This is a genomic window from Erysipelatoclostridium sp. DFI.2.3, assembly GCF_019132535.1.
Taxonomy (GTDB): Bacteria; Bacillota_I; Bacilli_A; order Erysipelotrichales; family Erysipelotrichaceae; genus Clostridium_AQ; species Clostridium_AQ innocuum.
On the sequence record NZ_JAHOOJ010000005.1, the window covers coordinates 142,650 to 157,730 of the forward strand.

The following is a 15,081-nucleotide window of genomic DNA, read 5'->3' on the forward strand; positions in this document are numbered from 1 at the left end:
CGATATCAGAGAGAGACGTTTAACAGTAACGGGAAATATTGAAAATGAATGAAGAAAAGGAAGATGACGCGGCCTAAATGCCTGATCATCTTCCTTTTCATGCTTCTCAATCAGCTCCGCAACCTGCGTGTGGCTCTTTTTTTATGGCAACATGAATCTCAGTATCTGCTGGAGCTTAACAGCGTCTGCATAATCGAATGATCTCTGCCGTAAGAGAAAGAAATCCCTGTCTCGTAACGCTGCCACACCCATGTCACGTAGTTCTTTGATAGCTGCAGGGCTTCTATATGAGCTTTGAGACATCATTGGCTTGTGCCCGGTACCGCCTGTGCATCCTCTTCAACAGTGTCCGGCAGATAGTATTCATATTGTTCCAGTATCTGTGATTGCGTTAGCCTTCGATATTTTATAAAACGATAGCATAGAAGAATCACTCTTGCGGCTTCCACTGATAAGATCAGGATCAACAGCTGACACAGGGCAGTCAGAAAGCCTCTTCTTATCATTTTTATCAGTGTTGAAATCAGGTAAAGCAGAAATGCAGCAACAAAATAATTGTGTGTTTTATGCTCGGCTTCTTGAATTGCAGCTTCCAGCTTTCGCATATAGACAGGGAAGTGAAACAGCTCAATAAAGAAAAACAAGGCGCTGATCAGCCACAGAGTGGAGATGCTTTGCTGCATGAGCTGTGCGACAGCTGTCTGCAGACTGGAAGAGCATAACACGAAAATCGAAGAGGCGGTAATGAAAAGCATGTGCAGAAGTGTTTGTATATTCAAAAAGGTGAAGGCATGATAGGTAATCACCATGCTGTTTTTGGACATCCAGTTGATTGGCCGATACAGATTAGCCGGAAACAGCATACAAAGGATAAGACCTAAAATGGAGAAATCCGACAGACGTCTACGCTGCGCTGCACTTTCATACACGATTGCGCGTCTATGGATATCTGCCGGTGGAATGCCTGCATAGTCTTCCTGCGAATACGGCTCCCAGCTGCCTCGGCGAAACCGTTCTACCTGAAAGGGAACAGCTTCAAACTTCAGGCGCTGCAGAAGAATATGCAGCAGCGTAGGGTCTTGATGACGTCCCGCAGAGAAGGTGGCGATGCTTCTGTTCGCCAGAATTGCATCGAGTACCTCTTTTCGATCAAAGCCGAATTCCTCCAGGATGTCTGCGGCAGTCATCGTGGCTGCTGTATTCCGTATGGTAAGCCGCTCTTTGATATCCGCATCATCCGTAAAGGCATCCTCGTCATAGACCATTTGCTCGAATTCTACAAATTCTTCCCTTCTGCGATAAAACAGTCGGTAAGCGGTTAGAAAGCGACATCCCAAACCGGTAAGGGTGAATGCCGGAACAGCAAGCAGCACCATATACAGCAATGGCTGCAGTCGCTCGGGTAACAGCAGCTGGAGGAGGAGCATGCACAGAACAAAGATGCCCAGAGCGCGTAAGAATGTTTTCTGCAGAAGGTTCGCCGGGTGATAGCTTTCCTTTTTTATTCGATTCATAAGAAAGCATCGCATGCATGCATAGCAGGGAATACAGGCAAGCAGCACGAGCATACAGATATCCATGAGGTCTGCGGACGATGCCACATACATCAATATCATATACCCGGGTATCATCGTCAGAAAAAGGATGCCCCAATATAAACTCCTTTGTATGAGCGCTGTATGCGTATGCCATTGCAGAAGGTAATACTGTATCATGACTACAATGGATATCAAAGCGGCCAGTGTGCAGCAGCCATACATGAACAGGGTGGACAGATAGGAGGTTCTTTGCTCAGCTGCAATATATTGCAGTGTGGCAAGAAACCATGAAAGGTTTGTAACAACAAAAAAAGTGGACATTGCGGTGCATACGGCTGCCAGCAGCAGAATCGCATTTGCAGCCTGGCTGCTTTTGGTAACGGTGATATGCTGTTTTACATAGGAAGTAATAGGATCGTACATGTGAAACACTCCATTTCTTTTAAAGTTTATCATACATTTGAGAAAGAGCCAACGATGCCTGATGGTTATGTGGAAAATTCGATAAACTGAAAAAGAAGCTATACGGTATTCAGGAAGAGAAGCATGATTCCTGGACATACATGCACCTTATAGGATGATATTTTACATACCCCGAAATATGCGATGCTGTACAGCTTTTGTTATCGCTCTTTCAAGATCCGCAGGGCCTTCTTTATTTTGTAAGTAAATATTCAGATTGGGCACATAGCATTTCAGGTCAAAGCATGGTATAATTACAAGGATATTGCAGAAAGGATGAACCGTATGAGTTCGATGCATTTTCAGCCGCCGAGTCAGGATGCGGTTAAAAATAAATTTATTACGTCCATGAGCATGCTGCTCATTGTTGTTAGTCTTTATGTTACCTGCTATATGCTGTTCTTTCGCACCGTAGAGGTGGATGTGACAAAGGATGCAGGTATCGAATACAGGGGAGAGGATGGTTCCGCCAGTGTGCGGGTAATCAATCGAAACCAGAATTACAATCAGCGTATACAGGAGTTTATGGATTCCATCACCTATGAGGTGAAGCCGGCGAAAAAGCTGAAAAACGGTGATGAGCTGACCATAACCGCCCGATATGATGAAACGCTTGCCAGCCGTTACCATGTAAATCCGATTCAGACTGTTCGCAGAGTGAAGGTGAAAGATCTTCCGGAGCGGTTTGCGGATGTAAATGAAATCCCTGCTTCGTTTCTTTCTACGCTGGATGATCGAACCAGGAGCTATCTCAATAAAAATATGGAACAGATATTAAATGAGGATTTCACCTCATTCTTCATCCGTTCCCAGCCGGAGCTGGTCAATCAGAAGCAGATGTACCGTGTCTTTCTGGATGGAAAGAAATCCAGTGCAAAGGATAAAATCATCGATATTTATGCAATAACGGCAAAGGGTGAGGTCAACACCTCCAGCAAGAAGGAGACACTGGAGATGAAGGAGGATACCATTTATTATATGATTACATATAATGAAATCAATACATCCTTACGTATACTGGATGAGAACGTGTATGGAGAAAAGCTGATTATCTCCGAATCTAACGATTTGACGAAGGAAACGCAGTTTACCAGCTTTATGAAGAGCAAGTACAAGAGCGCATATGAGGTTCAGATCATGAAATCCGAAGCAAACAGCTGATATACCGGATATGGATTACATAAGGAAGTATAGTTCTTTAAACACACACAACGAAAGGCTGTCTGCACTGTTAGACAGCCTTTCATTGTGTGAAAAGCGGGGCTATTTCAGCAAGGTGCCAATCGCATCCAGATCCTGCGGGTCACTCTTGTCAAAGCGGATCACGCAGGCATCCTGCTCGCTGTAGCGGGGAATCAGGTGTACATGAAAATGCATGACGCTTTGTCCTGCCACCTCATGGATATTGCTTAATACATTCATTCCCTCGGCATGGGTACGCTCCATAATGCGTTTTGCGAGCATCTGTGCAACCTCCATGACATGCTTCATCAGCTCCGGCTCACAGCTCATGAAATTCTCTGTATGCTGCTTGGGGATTACGAGCGTATGTCCCTTTGTCACCTGTGAAATATCAAGAATGGCAAGCACGGTATCATCCTCATAGATGCGGGTTGCGGGAATTTCACCTTTTACGATACTGCAGAATATACACATAAAAATCCTTCCTTTCCTTTTTACGTATTATAGCAGAAACAGGCAAAAAGAAAAAGAGCACGAAGCTCTTAATCCTGAACGATATAGGATTCATTGGTGGATTTGATACCGTCATATATATCCTTATCGTAAACTGTGAAATCATATTTTTTCAGATAATAAGCGGTTGCGGCCGGCTCGATATCGGTAGATGCTTTCTCAACGATGCTGTTGATGGCATCCTCTTCAAAATCCTTCGGTGTTGCGTTTGTGACCTTCACAACATAGTATTTCTTGCTGGATGTATCCTCCATCACACTTTCAATCAGACCCTTTTTATTAGTGGATTTGATCTTGTCAAACACCGTTGTCGGCAATCCGCTTTTGGAGTTATAGATTTCCTCTGTTCCCTTGTAGGTGGTTGTTGATCCGTATTCCTTCACAACAGCCTTGAAATCCTTGCCGTCCTTGAGCGCCTTCAATGCATTTTCCGCTTTCTTTTTGGAATCAGCCTCCAGAATCTGTGCCTTAACAGGATAATAGCTGTCAAACATGGCTTTTTCCTTAGCTTTTACATACTTCTTGTTTAATTCCTTCTGCTGCAGTCCAGGATAGATGCTTTTTTCCTTATACTGCTCCAGATTATCAAAGCCGTACTGCTTTAGTGTGTCCTGCAAACTGTCACCATACATGCTCTTCAAGGATTTTACAGACTCCTCTGCTTCCTTTTTCATGGCGTCTGAGACTTTGATATTTTCCTTCTTGTAGATCTGTGTCTTGATCAGGCTCAGCGTTTCGTTTGCTCCTGCGCTGGTTTTGATCAGACCGTAAATATCCTCGTTGGTTATTTTGTTGCCTTCGATGGTGATCAGTGCTTCGCTTCCATTTGAAATTCCTGCCGTGGCATCCTTACAGCCTGCCAGAGTGAACAGCATCATAGCGGCGAGCAGTGTACAAAGCTTTTTCATATCTCTCGTCCTCCTATTCCTTTACGTCCAGGATGTCCATGATCTGTTTTTTGACATCATCATTCGCATATTTGATATCCAGCTTCTTTGCAGCTTCCCACAAATACGTGTTGGACAGGTTTTCCGTACCGTTGGCAATCGCCTTGTACAGGGAATCCTTTGCCTTCTTGTCTTTTTCCAATTTCGCTTTATCCGTTTCTTCCACCTTGATCAAGTGCCAGCCGTTGTAGCTGTCATTGCTTTCCTTGACCCAGTCACTGGTTTCTTTGGCCTTCAGCTTAAAGGCGGCATTCTTGAAGCTGTCCACATAAGAGGTGTCGGAATCCATATAGCCCAGATATCCGCCATCACTCGCACTTCCGTCATCACTGTATTTTTTAGCGACATCCGCAAAGCTGTCACCCTTCTTTAATGCGTCCTCAACCTTCTGCACCTTTTCCAGTTCCTTCTTGGTCGGCTTGTTTGCATCCTCCATCTTAATCAGGATATGGGAAACCGTACGGGATTTCTTTTCCTTGTAGATTGGTGTAAACAGCTCATCCAGATGCTTGGAAATGTAGTCATTCTGCATTTTTTCCATTTTTGCCACGGTCATGCAGTAGTCATACAGCTGGTCGGAGGTAAATCCGTATTGTGCGATGTTCTGCGAAATCAGAGCCTCTGCATCGGTACCGCTGCTGGCTGCCTGACTTTCCGCACTCTGCTTGATATTGGATTCATACTCCTCCGCCGTCTTTTTCAACTCATCCGTAGTCTTGATGCTGCTGTTGATAACCTCTGCCTGAAATTTCATGAACAGCATACTTTTTCCATACGTTTTACTCAGATTTTTATACAGTTCATCGGCAGTGATATTGACATCACCCTTCAGTCCTGCAACCACATCTTTGCCATCGACACTTTTTCCGGGAAGCTTTCCCTTGTTGGTGTCATAGACGCTGAATATCGCAAAGCCGATAAAAATCAGCGCAATCAGTACGACAAACCATTGCTTTTTCAGTATCTTGATCATAATGTCCTCCTAAATGAATACCGTAATATTATAGTGTATTTGCCTTTCAAATGCAATTTTTTGGAAGTCTTTCCTGTAATTTCACACAAAAGTTCAGAAAGAAATCACATGGCATTCGGTATATGTCACAGAAAGGTTGAGTTTTGTAAAATCGGGGTTTTGCGGCTGTTTTTTATACAATTCCTATTTCTTTTGTATGAAATACAGCGAAATCAATCGTTTGAATTGTGAATTGCAGGAAAATTTGGTATGATAATAACCGGACGAAAGGATGATAATGATGAGTTGTTTACGTATTAAGGATCTGCACGTCAGTGTAGATGGAAAAGAAATTTTAAAGGGGCTGTCCCTTGATATACATAGCGGAGAAACCCATGCACTGATGGGACCCAACGGAAATGGAAAATCCACCCTGCTTGCGGCCATTATGGGCAATCCCAAGTTTCAGGTGACCGGTGGAAGCATTACACTGGATGATCAGGATGTTTTAGCCATGGAGGTAGATGAGCGCAGCAAGGCCGGTCTGTTTCTGGGAATGCAATACCCAAGCGAGGTCAGCGGTGTTACCAATTCTGATTTCCTGCGCGCTGCCATCAATGCCCGCAGGGAGCGGCCGATTCCACTGTTTTCCTTCATTCGTGAAATGGAAAAGACGATCAGGGATTTACAGATGAAGGAGGATCTTGCGCACCGCTTCCTCAATGAGGGCTTCTCCGGTGGAGAAAAGAAGCGCAATGAAATCGTCCAGATGAAGCTGTTGAAGCCGTCAATCGCCATGCTGGATGAAATTGATTCCGGACTGGACGTGGATGCTTTGAAAATCGTAGCCGAGGCTGTTGCGGCTATGCAGAGGGAACAGAATATGGGGCTTGTGATCGTATCCCATTATGCCCGCTTTTATGAATTGCTGAAGCCGACCCATGCGCATGTTCTCGTGGATGGACGCATCGTTGTCAGCGGCGGAAGCGAGCTGGTGGAGAAAATTGATCAGCAGGGCTATGACTGGATTGAACAGGAATACGATGTGCAGGTTGTCAGAGAGGAAGAAAAGAAAGTCGAGCTGCTTGGCTCCTGCGGCGCAAGCAGGGGTGCATAATATGGAATATAGCGTACACAGCGGCTTTGAAACGCTGGCTCTTTCACCCCGGAATACGGAAAAGCTGAAGCTTGTGGTGGACGAACGCATAAACGCTTCTCTGCTTGTGACATACAGTGGAACGTGGGAGTCTTTACAGGTGGAGGTTATCGCTTCTCCATACAGCTCATTAACGCTCATGCTGAAAAACGATGGCAGTGAGGATGTGGTGCTGCAGGTAAGCGGCAGTGTCCACCGTGACGCCTCCCTGACACTGGCTCTGTGTGAGCTGAATGCAGGCAATACCCAGGCCAGGGTTACCCTTGATTTATGTGAAGAGGGGGCTTTTGCCATGCTGCGCAGCGCATGCATTGCCGCAAGCCGCAAGCAGTTTCACATGCAGTGCAATCATTTGCAGGCACATACGGAGGGTCTCATGGAAAACTATGCCGTCGTGGAAGAAGGCGGACAGTATCGCATGGAGGCCACCGGAAAAATCATCAAGGGTGCCAGGGAAAGCAATTCCCATCAGAAGACAAGAGTGCTGACGATGAGTGAGCGGCACAGCAGTGAAGTGGTGCCTGTGCTGCTGATTGATGAAAATGATGTGAAGGCAAGCCATGCGACAACGCTTGGACAGCCGGATGAAAATCAGCTGTATTACCTGCAGACACGCGGGCTTTCCCGCCGGCAGGCTCTCGGTCTGCTGACCGTCGGCTATATCATGCCGATCACGGAGCTGTTTGATCAGGAAGAAGTACGTACTGCATTGAAGGACGAAATCGAAATGAAGGTGGGTCTACATGCTTGACAATGCAAATATCAGAAAAGATTTTCCTATGCTGCAGAAAACCATGCAGTCACATCCGCTCGTTTATCTGGATAGCGGGGCAACGACCTTAAAGCCCCGGCAGGTAATCGATGCGGTCGTCAACTATTATGAGAATTACGGTGCCAATGCGCACCGCGGAGATTATGATCTGAGCTATTTTGTGGATCAGGAATATGAACAGACCCGCAAGGATGTCGCAGCCTTTCTGCATGCGGCGGATGCACGGGAAATCGTTTATACAAGCGGAGCCAGCTCTGCTTTGAATCTGGTGGCATACGGCTATGGCCGCAAGTTTCTGCAACGGGGCGATATCATTTTGACCAGTGTGGCGGAGCATGCTTCGTGCGTGCTGCCGTGGATGCGTGTTGCACAGGAATGCGGAGCTGTTGTTCAGTATGTGCCGCTGGATGCGCAGGGACGCATCACCCTGGAGGCAGTTGCTTCCATGATGAATGAGCGTGTGCGTGTGGTTGCACTTGCACACATCAGCAATGTGCTTGGCTATCTGGCACCGATGCGTGAAATATGCGAGCTTGCACACCGCTATGGAGCCGTGGTTGTCGTGGACGGTGCGCAGAGTGTGCCGCATATCCCGCTGGATGTTGTCGCTATGGACTGTGATTTTCTGGCGTTCTCTGCGCACAAGATGTGCGGACCGACCGGAATCGGAATACTCTATGGCAAGCTGGAGCTGTTAGATGCCATGGATCCGCTGTATCTGGGCGGGGACAGCAATGCACGCTTTGACATGTGCGGAAATATTCAGCTGAAAAACGCACCCTATAAATTTGAGAGCGGCACACAGCCGATTGAAGGCATCTTCGGTCTGCATGCAGCCTTACAGTATATCCAAAGCATCGGACGAAAGAATATCCACGCATGGGAAATGGAGCTGCATGACTATGCGATCCGTGAGCTGCGCAGGCTGGATAATATTGAGGTATACAATCCGGATGCAGACACGGGCATCATTACCTTTAATGTAAAAAATGTATTTGCACAGGATGCGGCGACCTTCTTCAATGCGAACGGGATTGCCGTGCGCAGCGGACAGCACTGTGCCAAGCTGTTAAACAACATGCTGGATACGTCCGCAACCATCCGGGCAAGCTTTTATCTGTATACATCCTATGCGGATGTCGATCGGTTTCTGGATGTATGCCGCAGAGCAACCATGGAAGCCTGTCTGGATGTCTTTTTTTAGGAGGTAGTAAAAATGAGTGACTTAATGAAGGATCCGATGATTTTGCGTTCCATCATCATGGATCATTATGAATACCCAAGAAATCATGAGCTGACAAAGGAGGACGGCTATGTGCAGAAGCATATGGCCAGTGAATCCTGCATTGATGATATTTATGTACAAAGCAGAATACGGGACGGTGTTGTGGAGGACGTGCGCTTTGACGGTGTGGCATGCACGATCTCCACTGCCTCCACCTCCATCATGAGTGAGCTGCTGAAGGGAAAACGCGTGGAAGAGGCAAAGGACATCATCGCCAATTATTTTCACATGATCGATCAGCGGGACTATGATGAGGAGAAGCTGGAGGAGGCGGTGGCATTCCACAATGTGGGAAGTCAGGCCAACCGGATCAAATGCGCCACCATCGGCTGGAAGGCGATGGAGGAAATGATCGAGGAAAGCGAGGAGCGTCATGAGTGAAACCAGAATTCCGGTAAATGAAGAATATAAATACGGCTTCCATGACGAGGATGTCAGTATTTACAATACGGGAAAGGGACTGACCAGAGATACGATTCTGGCAATCTCTCATAAAAAAAAGGAGCCGCAGTGGATGCTGGATTTCCGTCTGCGTGCCTTTGAACAGTTTGAAAGCATGGATATCCAGACCTGGGGTCCGGATGTGACCAATCTGGATTTTGATGATTATACATACTACATCAAGCCAAGTGATAAAACGGAGAAAAGCTGGGAGGATGTTCCGGATACGATCAAGGATACCTTTGACAAGCTGGGGATACCCGAAGCGGAAAAGGAGTTTCTGGCCGGCGTAACCACGCAGTATGATTCCGAGGCGGTGTATCACAATATGCTGGAGGAGGTGGAATCCAAGGGCGTCATTTTTCTGGATACTGATACAGCCTTAAAGCAGCATCCGGATCTGTTTCAGAAATATTTCGGCAGGCTGGTACCGTATACTGACAATAAATTCGCAGCCTTAAACAGCTGTGTGTGGAGCGGGGGAAGCTTTATCTATGTACCAAAAGGGGTAAAGCTGGAAAAACCGCTGCAATCCTATTTCCGTATCAACACGGAGCGGATGGGGCAGTTTGAGCGTACGCTGATTATCGTGGATGAAGGCGCGGATGTGCATTATGTCGAGGGCTGTACGGCACCGACCTATTCCAAGGATTCGCTGCATGCGGCTGTCGTGGAAATCTTCGTGCATAAAAATGCACGCTGCCGCTATTCCACCGTACAGAACTGGAGCGATAACATCATCAATCTGGTGACCAAGCGCGCCAAGGTGTTTGAAAACGGAAGTATGGAGTGGATCGATGGAAACATCGGTTCTCAGACGAATATGAAATATCCGGCCTGTATTCTGGCAGAGCCGTATGCAAAGGGAACGTGCATTTCCATTGCCGTTGCAGGGAAGCATCAGATACAGGATGCCGGAGCCAAGATGATTCATCTGGCAGACCATACCTACAGCAATATCGTATCCAAATCCGTTTCCCGAAACGGAGGCGAGGTCAATTACCGCGGTCTGGTGCTGCATGGTCCCAATGCCGCCTTCGCGAAAAGCAAGGTGGAGTGTGATACGCTGATTTTGGACAAGCAGTCCCGCAGCGACACCATACCGACCAATATTTCCAAAAATATGACATCGCAGATCGAACATGAGGCAACCGTTTCCAATATCAGTGAGGAACAGCTGTTTTATCTGATGAGCAGGGGATTAAGCCGCAGTGCTGCGACCGAGATGATTGTAATGGGCTTTCTGGAGCCCTTTACCAGAGAACTGCCGATGGAATATGCGGTGGAGCTGAACCAGCTTCTGAAGCTGGATATGAGTGACTCCATTGGATGATGTCAGAGCGCGTGCGCTGAAGCGCAGGAATGCACTGAGCAGGGAAGAACGCATACAATACAGCCGCAGAATCTGTGAACGTGTACAGCCATTGCTGCACGGTATCGTTGCACTGTATCGTGCTGTGGGCAGTGAGGTTGATCTTTCCTATCTGAATAAAAGCGGTCTGCATCTTTGTCTTCCGGCATGCAGCAATGCGGATATGCGCTTTTATCACATTGATGAATCAACTGAATATCGGAAGAGCAGGTTTGGTATCTGGGAGCCGGTCCATGCACTGCCTGCCGAAGCATCGCAACTGGACATTGTTCTGGTGCCGCTGGTAGCCTTTGATGAAGCCTGTAACCGCATGGGACATGGCTGTGGCTATTATGACCGCTATCTGCCGGTGTGCAGAGCAACAACAATCGGTATCGCCTTTGAATGTCAGAAGGACATCCTGCAGCTTCATGCGCATGACGTGCCTCTGGATATGATTGTGAGTGAACAGCAGATGTATCGTAGAACGTGAACCGAATGTGTGTCCTGCACATTCGGTTTTTCTTTCGATTATACAAATGGTAACATTATAAGAAAATAAGTTTGGGCATATGATAAACTTTTTTAGACTGACCTTCGTCTAAAGAATGTAAGAATTCAGGATTTCTTCAAACACGCTGCTTTTTTGGCGGAAGCCTTTTGATATCCTGTATAATTCTAACGGAATACACAAAAGCTTGTTGAAGATGGGAGAGATTATATGAAGTACAAAACACCAGTTTCCCTTGTGCTTGCGGCCTCGGCCTTGCTTATGCTGGGCGCTGTGCTGCCCTCGGTGGCAGCTGATGGACAAAGCACACAGGTCAAGAAGGGACATGCGGTCATGGAAAAGCTCGCCAAGCAGAGCGTGGCTTCTGTGGATAAGAAGATAGCTGCCCAGGAGCAGAAGGAGCGTCTGCAGAAGCTTTCCTCGCAGCCGCTGTCGCTCCGGTTTCAAAATGCATTGATCATGGGAGATTCTCTGGCTGAGGCATTTGGTGATTATCAGCTTGTTAGCAGCAGTAATCTTCTTGCCACACGGGGGCGGCGTACGGATAATATCGATCAGGAAATAGCAACTGCGATATCACTGGCACCGCGTACGATCTTTCTGTCCTACGGCATGAACGATCTGGAATACTGCCGGGGAAATGCACAGCGGTTTATCCGACAATATAAGAAACAGATCCATAAGCTGAAAGAGGCCTTGCCAGATACGAAAATTTTTATCAATTCACTCATACCGATGGATGCGGCAGCAATTGCCCAAGTACCCGTATATGCCAGGTATAAGGAGTTTAACGAGGCCTTAAAACAGATGTGTGAGGAAGAACAGATCACCTATATCGATAACACGGCTTTGATGGACTGGTCACCTGCCGTGTATGAAATCGACGGTGTGCATCCCAAATATTCCTACTATCCGATCTGGCTGGCACATATGGCAAATGAGGCCGGAATATGAAACGCAATATGATATACGTACTCTGCATGCTGCTGGCTGCTTTCGCATTTGCACTGCCCTTTGCCAGAGGCAGCAGGGAAATCGATCTGGATACATTGAAGAAGCCGCTTGCCCCCTATGTGACAGATATGGAGAAGAAGGATGCCGCATGGTTACGCAAGCAGTACCATCTGGATAGTGCCGCATATGAGCAGGCGCTGGTTTACGGTGCAGCCTCTGCGATGGAGGTCAATGAAATCGCAGTATTTAAGCAAGCGGACAAGACGAAGCGGGAAGCGCTTCAAAAGCTTTGTCAGGAGCGTACAAACCGGCAGCTGAAAAGCTTTCAGGGTTATGCGCCCAGACAGAGTGCACTATTGGAAAAAGCCGCCGTTTACGAGGATGGGCGTTATGTCGTTGTCCTGATTCATCCGCAGCAGTCCCGGCTGCGGCAGCTGTTGAAGAAGGCCTGGTAACCGTGCTATGACATTTCCATCCCTGATATTCCTGTTTCTGTTTCTACCCTGTGCACTGGGACTGTACATCGTGGTGAAGCCGAAGGTCAGGAAGGTATTGCTACTGCTGTTCAGCCTGTTTTTTTATGCATGGGGCGGGATTGGCAATGCCTGCTTATTACTGCTGTTTGTTTGCATGGTTTACGCTCTTGGCCGCTATATCGGAGCGGTTGAGAAAAAGCGGCGTGCACGACGGTTAACAGAAAGCATACTGCTGCTGGTAGTGCTTCTGTTTTATTATAAATATTACGGCTTTTTTCTGGATACTCTGTTTGCGGTCTTATCCGTACCCATATCCTATGAGGTGCTGCCTATGCCGCCCGGGATATCCTTTATCACCTTTACAGCAATGGCATATCTCATCGATATCCGTCGCGAAGTCATACGGCCTGCCTCCTTTTTACAGGTTGCGGTCTATCTGACATTTTTTCCAAAGCTGATCATGGGACCGATTGAACGCTATGATGTATGGGCAGGGCAGCTGAAAAACACCTGGCAGCCTGCCATGCTGGAGGAAGGGGCCATCCGCTTTCTGATGGGGCTTTCTCAAAAGCTGCTGCTGGCAGATGCACTGGCACCGCTTTGGTCCTATACAAGCACGCACAGCGTATCCATGGCCAGCGCCTGGCTGGGCCTGCTTGCATACACCTTTCAGATCTATTTTGATTTTCAGGGCTATATGAATATGGCAATCGGACTGGGAAGGATGTTCGGTATTCGTCTGCAGGAAAACTTTGATCATCCCTATACATCGACCAGCATCACGGACTTCTGGCGCCGCTGGCATAGGACTCTGGGAAGCTGGTTTCGCGATTATGTGTACATTCCACTGGGAGGCAATCGAAAGGGCTTGTGGCGGACCCTGCGAAATCTGATGCTTGTATGGGGGCTTACCGGATTCTGGCACGGTGCAAGCTGGACCTTTCTGCTCTGGGGACTGTATTACGGCATATTGCTCATACTGGAAAAATTCGTGCTTCATCCCTACCTGAAGCGGCTGCCGTCGGCTGCTCGCATGATGCTTACCTTCGCTATGGTGATGCTGGGCTGGGTGCTCTTTGCCAGTGACGGACTGTCCCAGGCGGTCGTGTACTACAGACAGCTGTTTACGACAACCCATGGAGTCGTCGATAGGCAGACACTTTCCCTGCTTGTGAATTACGGCTTCTGGCTGTGTGCGGCAGCGGTGTTCTCCACCCGTGCTCCGCTTGTAGTAAGCAGTAATCTCATGTATGCCCTGCGTGAGCAGCAGTGGTTTTTGAAGCCGGTGCTGACCATTGTCGTGCTTGTCATTCTGCTGTCCTGTCTGATGTCTGCAGGATACCAGTCATTTCTGTATGTGCAGTTTTAAGGAGGTATCGCTATGAAAATCAGGAATGCTCTTCGCAGCTATGGTGTCATCTCGACGATGCTGCTTTGTATGATCGGCTTTATCCTGCTGCATCTTGGACATCGGGACCTTGCCTTTTCAGAAAAGGAAAACCGTGTTTTACAGCAGCGCCCCGCTGCGGATATGGCAGCCGTATTCCATGGCAGCTTTCAGAAGGAGAGTGAAGCATGGCTCCGGGATCAGTTTGATCAGCGCTTTGCACTTGTACAGCTTCACGCCAACCTGAATTATATACTTGGGAAGCGAGAGCTGCAGGATGTTATTATCGGCCAGGACGGTATTCTGTTTCAAAAGCAGGAAAAACCAAATCAAGAACGGCTTCAGACCAAAGCAGGGCAGCTGCGGTCATTCGCAAAGCGGCATGGGGATAAGAAGCTGTCCATGCTGCTTATCCCCAATAAGTCGGCAATCTGGAAAGAGAAGCTGCCAATGTACGAGCAGGGGGAGGACCAGCTGGAAACGTTAAAGGATTTTCATAAAAAGCTGCCGGCTGCCATTACCTGGATCGATGCAGCAGCACCGCTTTGGCAGCACCGGGGTGAGGTGCTGTATTATGCCAGTGATCATCACTGGACGACGCGGGGGGCAGCCGTTGCCTTTGATGCATGGTGTGCAGCGGAAAAGAAGAAGAGAAAAACAGACTATGAGGTATATACGGTAAACGATCAGTTTTACGGTACACTGGCAAATGCCAGCGGCTATTATCGCGGTAAAAAAGATCATGTGGATATTTATGTGCCAGAGAAATCACAGGAGCTTGTGGTCACCTATGTACAGGAGCAGCGAAGGACTGCGACTGTATTTGAACGGGACAAGGCGGCATCCGCAAATCCGTATGATGTATTCTTTGGCGGCAATCATGGTCTGATGCAGCTGGATACAGCGCAGAGTGGCAAACGGCTGCTCGTTATCAAGGATTCCTACGCCAACTGCTTTCTGCCGTTTCTGATACCGTATTACAAAAGCATCACCGTTGTTGATCCGCGTTATTACTATGATGATCTGGACAAGCTGATCGAAGAGCAGGGAATACAGGAAATTCTGTTTCTATATAATGCAAATACCTTTTTCAGTGATGATTCCCTCAATGAGATACTGAAAAAAGAAGTGAAGTAAAAAAGAGTACCCAAACA

Annotated in this window: 15 protein-coding genes; 11 read left to right on the plus strand and 4 right to left on the minus strand. The window is 47.5% G+C overall.

Translation table 11 applies throughout. From position 1 onward, the window contains the following. Positions 1-302 precede the first annotated feature (302 nt). Positions 303-1,961: a hypothetical protein gene (locus KSZ58_RS07120; protein WP_217752645.1), complete on the minus strand. Its 1,659-nt coding sequence runs from the start codon at positions 1,959-1,961 to the stop codon at positions 303-305. 324 nt (positions 1,962-2,285) lie between these two features. On the opposite strand from KSZ58_RS07120, the gene KSZ58_RS07125 reads away from it, so the two are divergent. Beyond that, a complete protein-coding gene (locus KSZ58_RS07125; RefSeq protein ID WP_008817406.1) occupies positions 2,286-3,161 on the plus strand; it encodes a hypothetical protein in 876 nt (291 codons plus the stop codon). Positions 3,162-3,263: 102 nt separating this feature from the next. Here the strand turns inward: KSZ58_RS07125 and KSZ58_RS07130 are convergent, their stop codons facing one another. The 3 genes from KSZ58_RS07130 to KSZ58_RS07140 form a co-directional block, all read right to left on the minus strand. Beyond that, positions 3,264-3,656 (minus strand): HIT family protein, encoded by a 393-nt coding sequence (locus KSZ58_RS07130; RefSeq protein WP_002608825.1) that lies wholly within the window; start codon positions 3,654-3,656, stop codon positions 3,264-3,266. A gap of 68 nt (positions 3,657-3,724) precedes the next feature. Beyond that, positions 3,725-4,603: a peptidyl-prolyl cis-trans isomerase gene (locus KSZ58_RS07135; protein ID WP_008817405.1), complete on the minus strand. Its 879-nt coding sequence runs from the start codon at positions 4,601-4,603 to the stop codon at positions 3,725-3,727. Positions 4,604-4,616: 13 nt separating this feature from the next. Next, positions 4,617-5,615 carry a peptidylprolyl isomerase gene (locus KSZ58_RS07140; RefSeq protein ID WP_008817404.1) on the minus strand — a complete coding sequence of 333 codons (999 nt, stop codon included), beginning with the start codon at positions 5,613-5,615 and terminating at the stop codon, positions 4,617-4,619. A 280-nt stretch (positions 5,616-5,895) separates the two neighbouring features. Here KSZ58_RS07140 and sufC point away from each other — a divergent pair, with 280 nt between their 5' ends. The 10 genes from sufC to KSZ58_RS07190 all read left to right on the plus strand — a co-directional run bounded on the left by sufC (position 5,896) and on the right by KSZ58_RS07190 (position 15,064). Beyond that, positions 5,896-6,711 (plus strand): Fe-S cluster assembly ATPase SufC, encoded by an 816-nt coding sequence (gene sufC, locus KSZ58_RS07145; RefSeq protein ID WP_009589108.1) that lies wholly within the window; start codon positions 5,896-5,898, stop codon positions 6,709-6,711. A 1-nt stretch (position 6,712) separates the two neighbouring features. Continuing rightward, positions 6,713-7,501: a SufD family Fe-S cluster assembly protein gene (locus KSZ58_RS07150; protein ID WP_008817403.1), complete on the plus strand. Its 789-nt coding sequence runs from the start codon at positions 6,713-6,715 to the stop codon at positions 7,499-7,501. After that, a complete protein-coding gene (locus KSZ58_RS07155; RefSeq protein ID WP_002608830.1) occupies positions 7,494-8,726 on the plus strand; it encodes an aminotransferase class V-fold PLP-dependent enzyme in 1,233 nt (410 codons plus the stop codon). The genes KSZ58_RS07150 and KSZ58_RS07155 overlap by 8 nt, the downstream gene beginning before the upstream one ends. Positions 8,727-8,738: 12 nt before the next feature. After that, on the plus strand, positions 8,739-9,188 hold the full coding sequence (sufU, locus tag KSZ58_RS07160; RefSeq protein WP_002608831.1) for a Fe-S cluster assembly sulfur transfer protein SufU: 450 nt from the start codon (positions 8,739-8,741) through the stop codon (positions 9,186-9,188). Beyond that, positions 9,181-10,581 carry a Fe-S cluster assembly protein SufB gene (gene sufB, locus KSZ58_RS07165; protein WP_002608832.1) on the plus strand — a complete coding sequence of 467 codons (1,401 nt, stop codon included), beginning with the start codon at positions 9,181-9,183 and terminating at the stop codon, positions 10,579-10,581. Before sufU ends, sufB begins: the two co-directional genes overlap by 8 nt. Then, positions 10,565-11,092, plus strand: coding sequence for a 5-formyltetrahydrofolate cyclo-ligase (locus KSZ58_RS07170; RefSeq protein WP_008817402.1), 528 nt, complete (start codon positions 10,565-10,567; stop codon positions 11,090-11,092). Before sufB ends, KSZ58_RS07170 begins: the two co-directional genes overlap by 17 nt. A 228-nt stretch (positions 11,093-11,320) precedes the next feature. Continuing rightward, entirely contained in the window at positions 11,321-12,064 is a 744-nt protein-coding gene (locus tag KSZ58_RS07175; protein ID WP_009269189.1) for a GDSL-type esterase/lipase family protein, read from the plus strand. Next, complete coding sequence (locus KSZ58_RS07180) at positions 12,061-12,519, plus strand: DUF4358 domain-containing protein (RefSeq protein WP_009269188.1); 459 nt, start codon at positions 12,061-12,063, stop codon at positions 12,517-12,519. The genes KSZ58_RS07175 and KSZ58_RS07180 overlap by 4 nt, the downstream gene beginning before the upstream one ends. 7 nt (positions 12,520-12,526) lie before the next feature. Continuing rightward, on the plus strand, positions 12,527-13,909 hold the full coding sequence (locus KSZ58_RS07185) for an MBOAT family protein (RefSeq protein ID WP_008817399.1): 1,383 nt from the start codon (positions 12,527-12,529) through the stop codon (positions 13,907-13,909). A gap of 12 nt (positions 13,910-13,921) precedes the next feature. After that, positions 13,922-15,064 carry a DHHW family protein gene (locus tag KSZ58_RS07190; protein ID WP_009589094.1) on the plus strand — a complete coding sequence of 381 codons (1,143 nt, stop codon included), beginning with the start codon at positions 13,922-13,924 and terminating at the stop codon, positions 15,062-15,064. Positions 15,065-15,081 lie beyond the last annotated feature (17 nt).

What these genes read in the sequence shown, in the direction of transcription:
- KSZ58_RS07120 (WP_217752645.1), bottom strand. Translation starts at nt 1,961, where the DNA reads ATGTACGATCCTATTACTTCCTATGTAAAACAGCATATCACCGTTACC.
- KSZ58_RS07125 (WP_008817406.1), top strand. Translation starts at nt 2,286, where the DNA reads ATGAGTTCGATGCATTTTCAGCCGCCGAGTCAGGATGCGGTTAAAAAT.
- KSZ58_RS07130 (WP_002608825.1), bottom strand. Translation starts at nt 3,656, where the DNA reads ATGTGTATATTCTGCAGTATCGTAAAAGGTGAAATTCCCGCAACCCGC.
- KSZ58_RS07135 (WP_008817405.1), bottom strand. Translation starts at nt 4,603, where the DNA reads ATGAAAAAGCTTTGTACACTGCTCGCCGCTATGATGCTGTTCACTCTG.
- KSZ58_RS07140 (WP_008817404.1), bottom strand. Translation starts at nt 5,615, where the DNA reads ATGATCAAGATACTGAAAAAGCAATGGTTTGTCGTACTGATTGCGCTG.
- sufC (WP_009589108.1), top strand. Translation starts at nt 5,896, where the DNA reads ATGAGTTGTTTACGTATTAAGGATCTGCACGTCAGTGTAGATGGAAAA.
- KSZ58_RS07150 (WP_008817403.1), top strand. Translation starts at nt 6,713, where the DNA reads ATGGAATATAGCGTACACAGCGGCTTTGAAACGCTGGCTCTTTCACCC.
- KSZ58_RS07155 (WP_002608830.1), top strand. Translation starts at nt 7,494, where the DNA reads ATGCTTGACAATGCAAATATCAGAAAAGATTTTCCTATGCTGCAGAAA.
- sufU (WP_002608831.1), top strand. Translation starts at nt 8,739, where the DNA reads ATGAGTGACTTAATGAAGGATCCGATGATTTTGCGTTCCATCATCATG.
- sufB (WP_002608832.1), top strand. Translation starts at nt 9,181, where the DNA reads ATGAGTGAAACCAGAATTCCGGTAAATGAAGAATATAAATACGGCTTC.
- KSZ58_RS07175 (WP_009269189.1), top strand. Translation starts at nt 11,321, where the DNA reads ATGAAGTACAAAACACCAGTTTCCCTTGTGCTTGCGGCCTCGGCCTTG.
- KSZ58_RS07180 (WP_009269188.1), top strand. Translation starts at nt 12,061, where the DNA reads ATGAAACGCAATATGATATACGTACTCTGCATGCTGCTGGCTGCTTTC.
- KSZ58_RS07185 (WP_008817399.1), top strand. Translation starts at nt 12,527, where the DNA reads ATGACATTTCCATCCCTGATATTCCTGTTTCTGTTTCTACCCTGTGCA.
- KSZ58_RS07190 (WP_009589094.1), top strand. Translation starts at nt 13,922, where the DNA reads ATGAAAATCAGGAATGCTCTTCGCAGCTATGGTGTCATCTCGACGATG.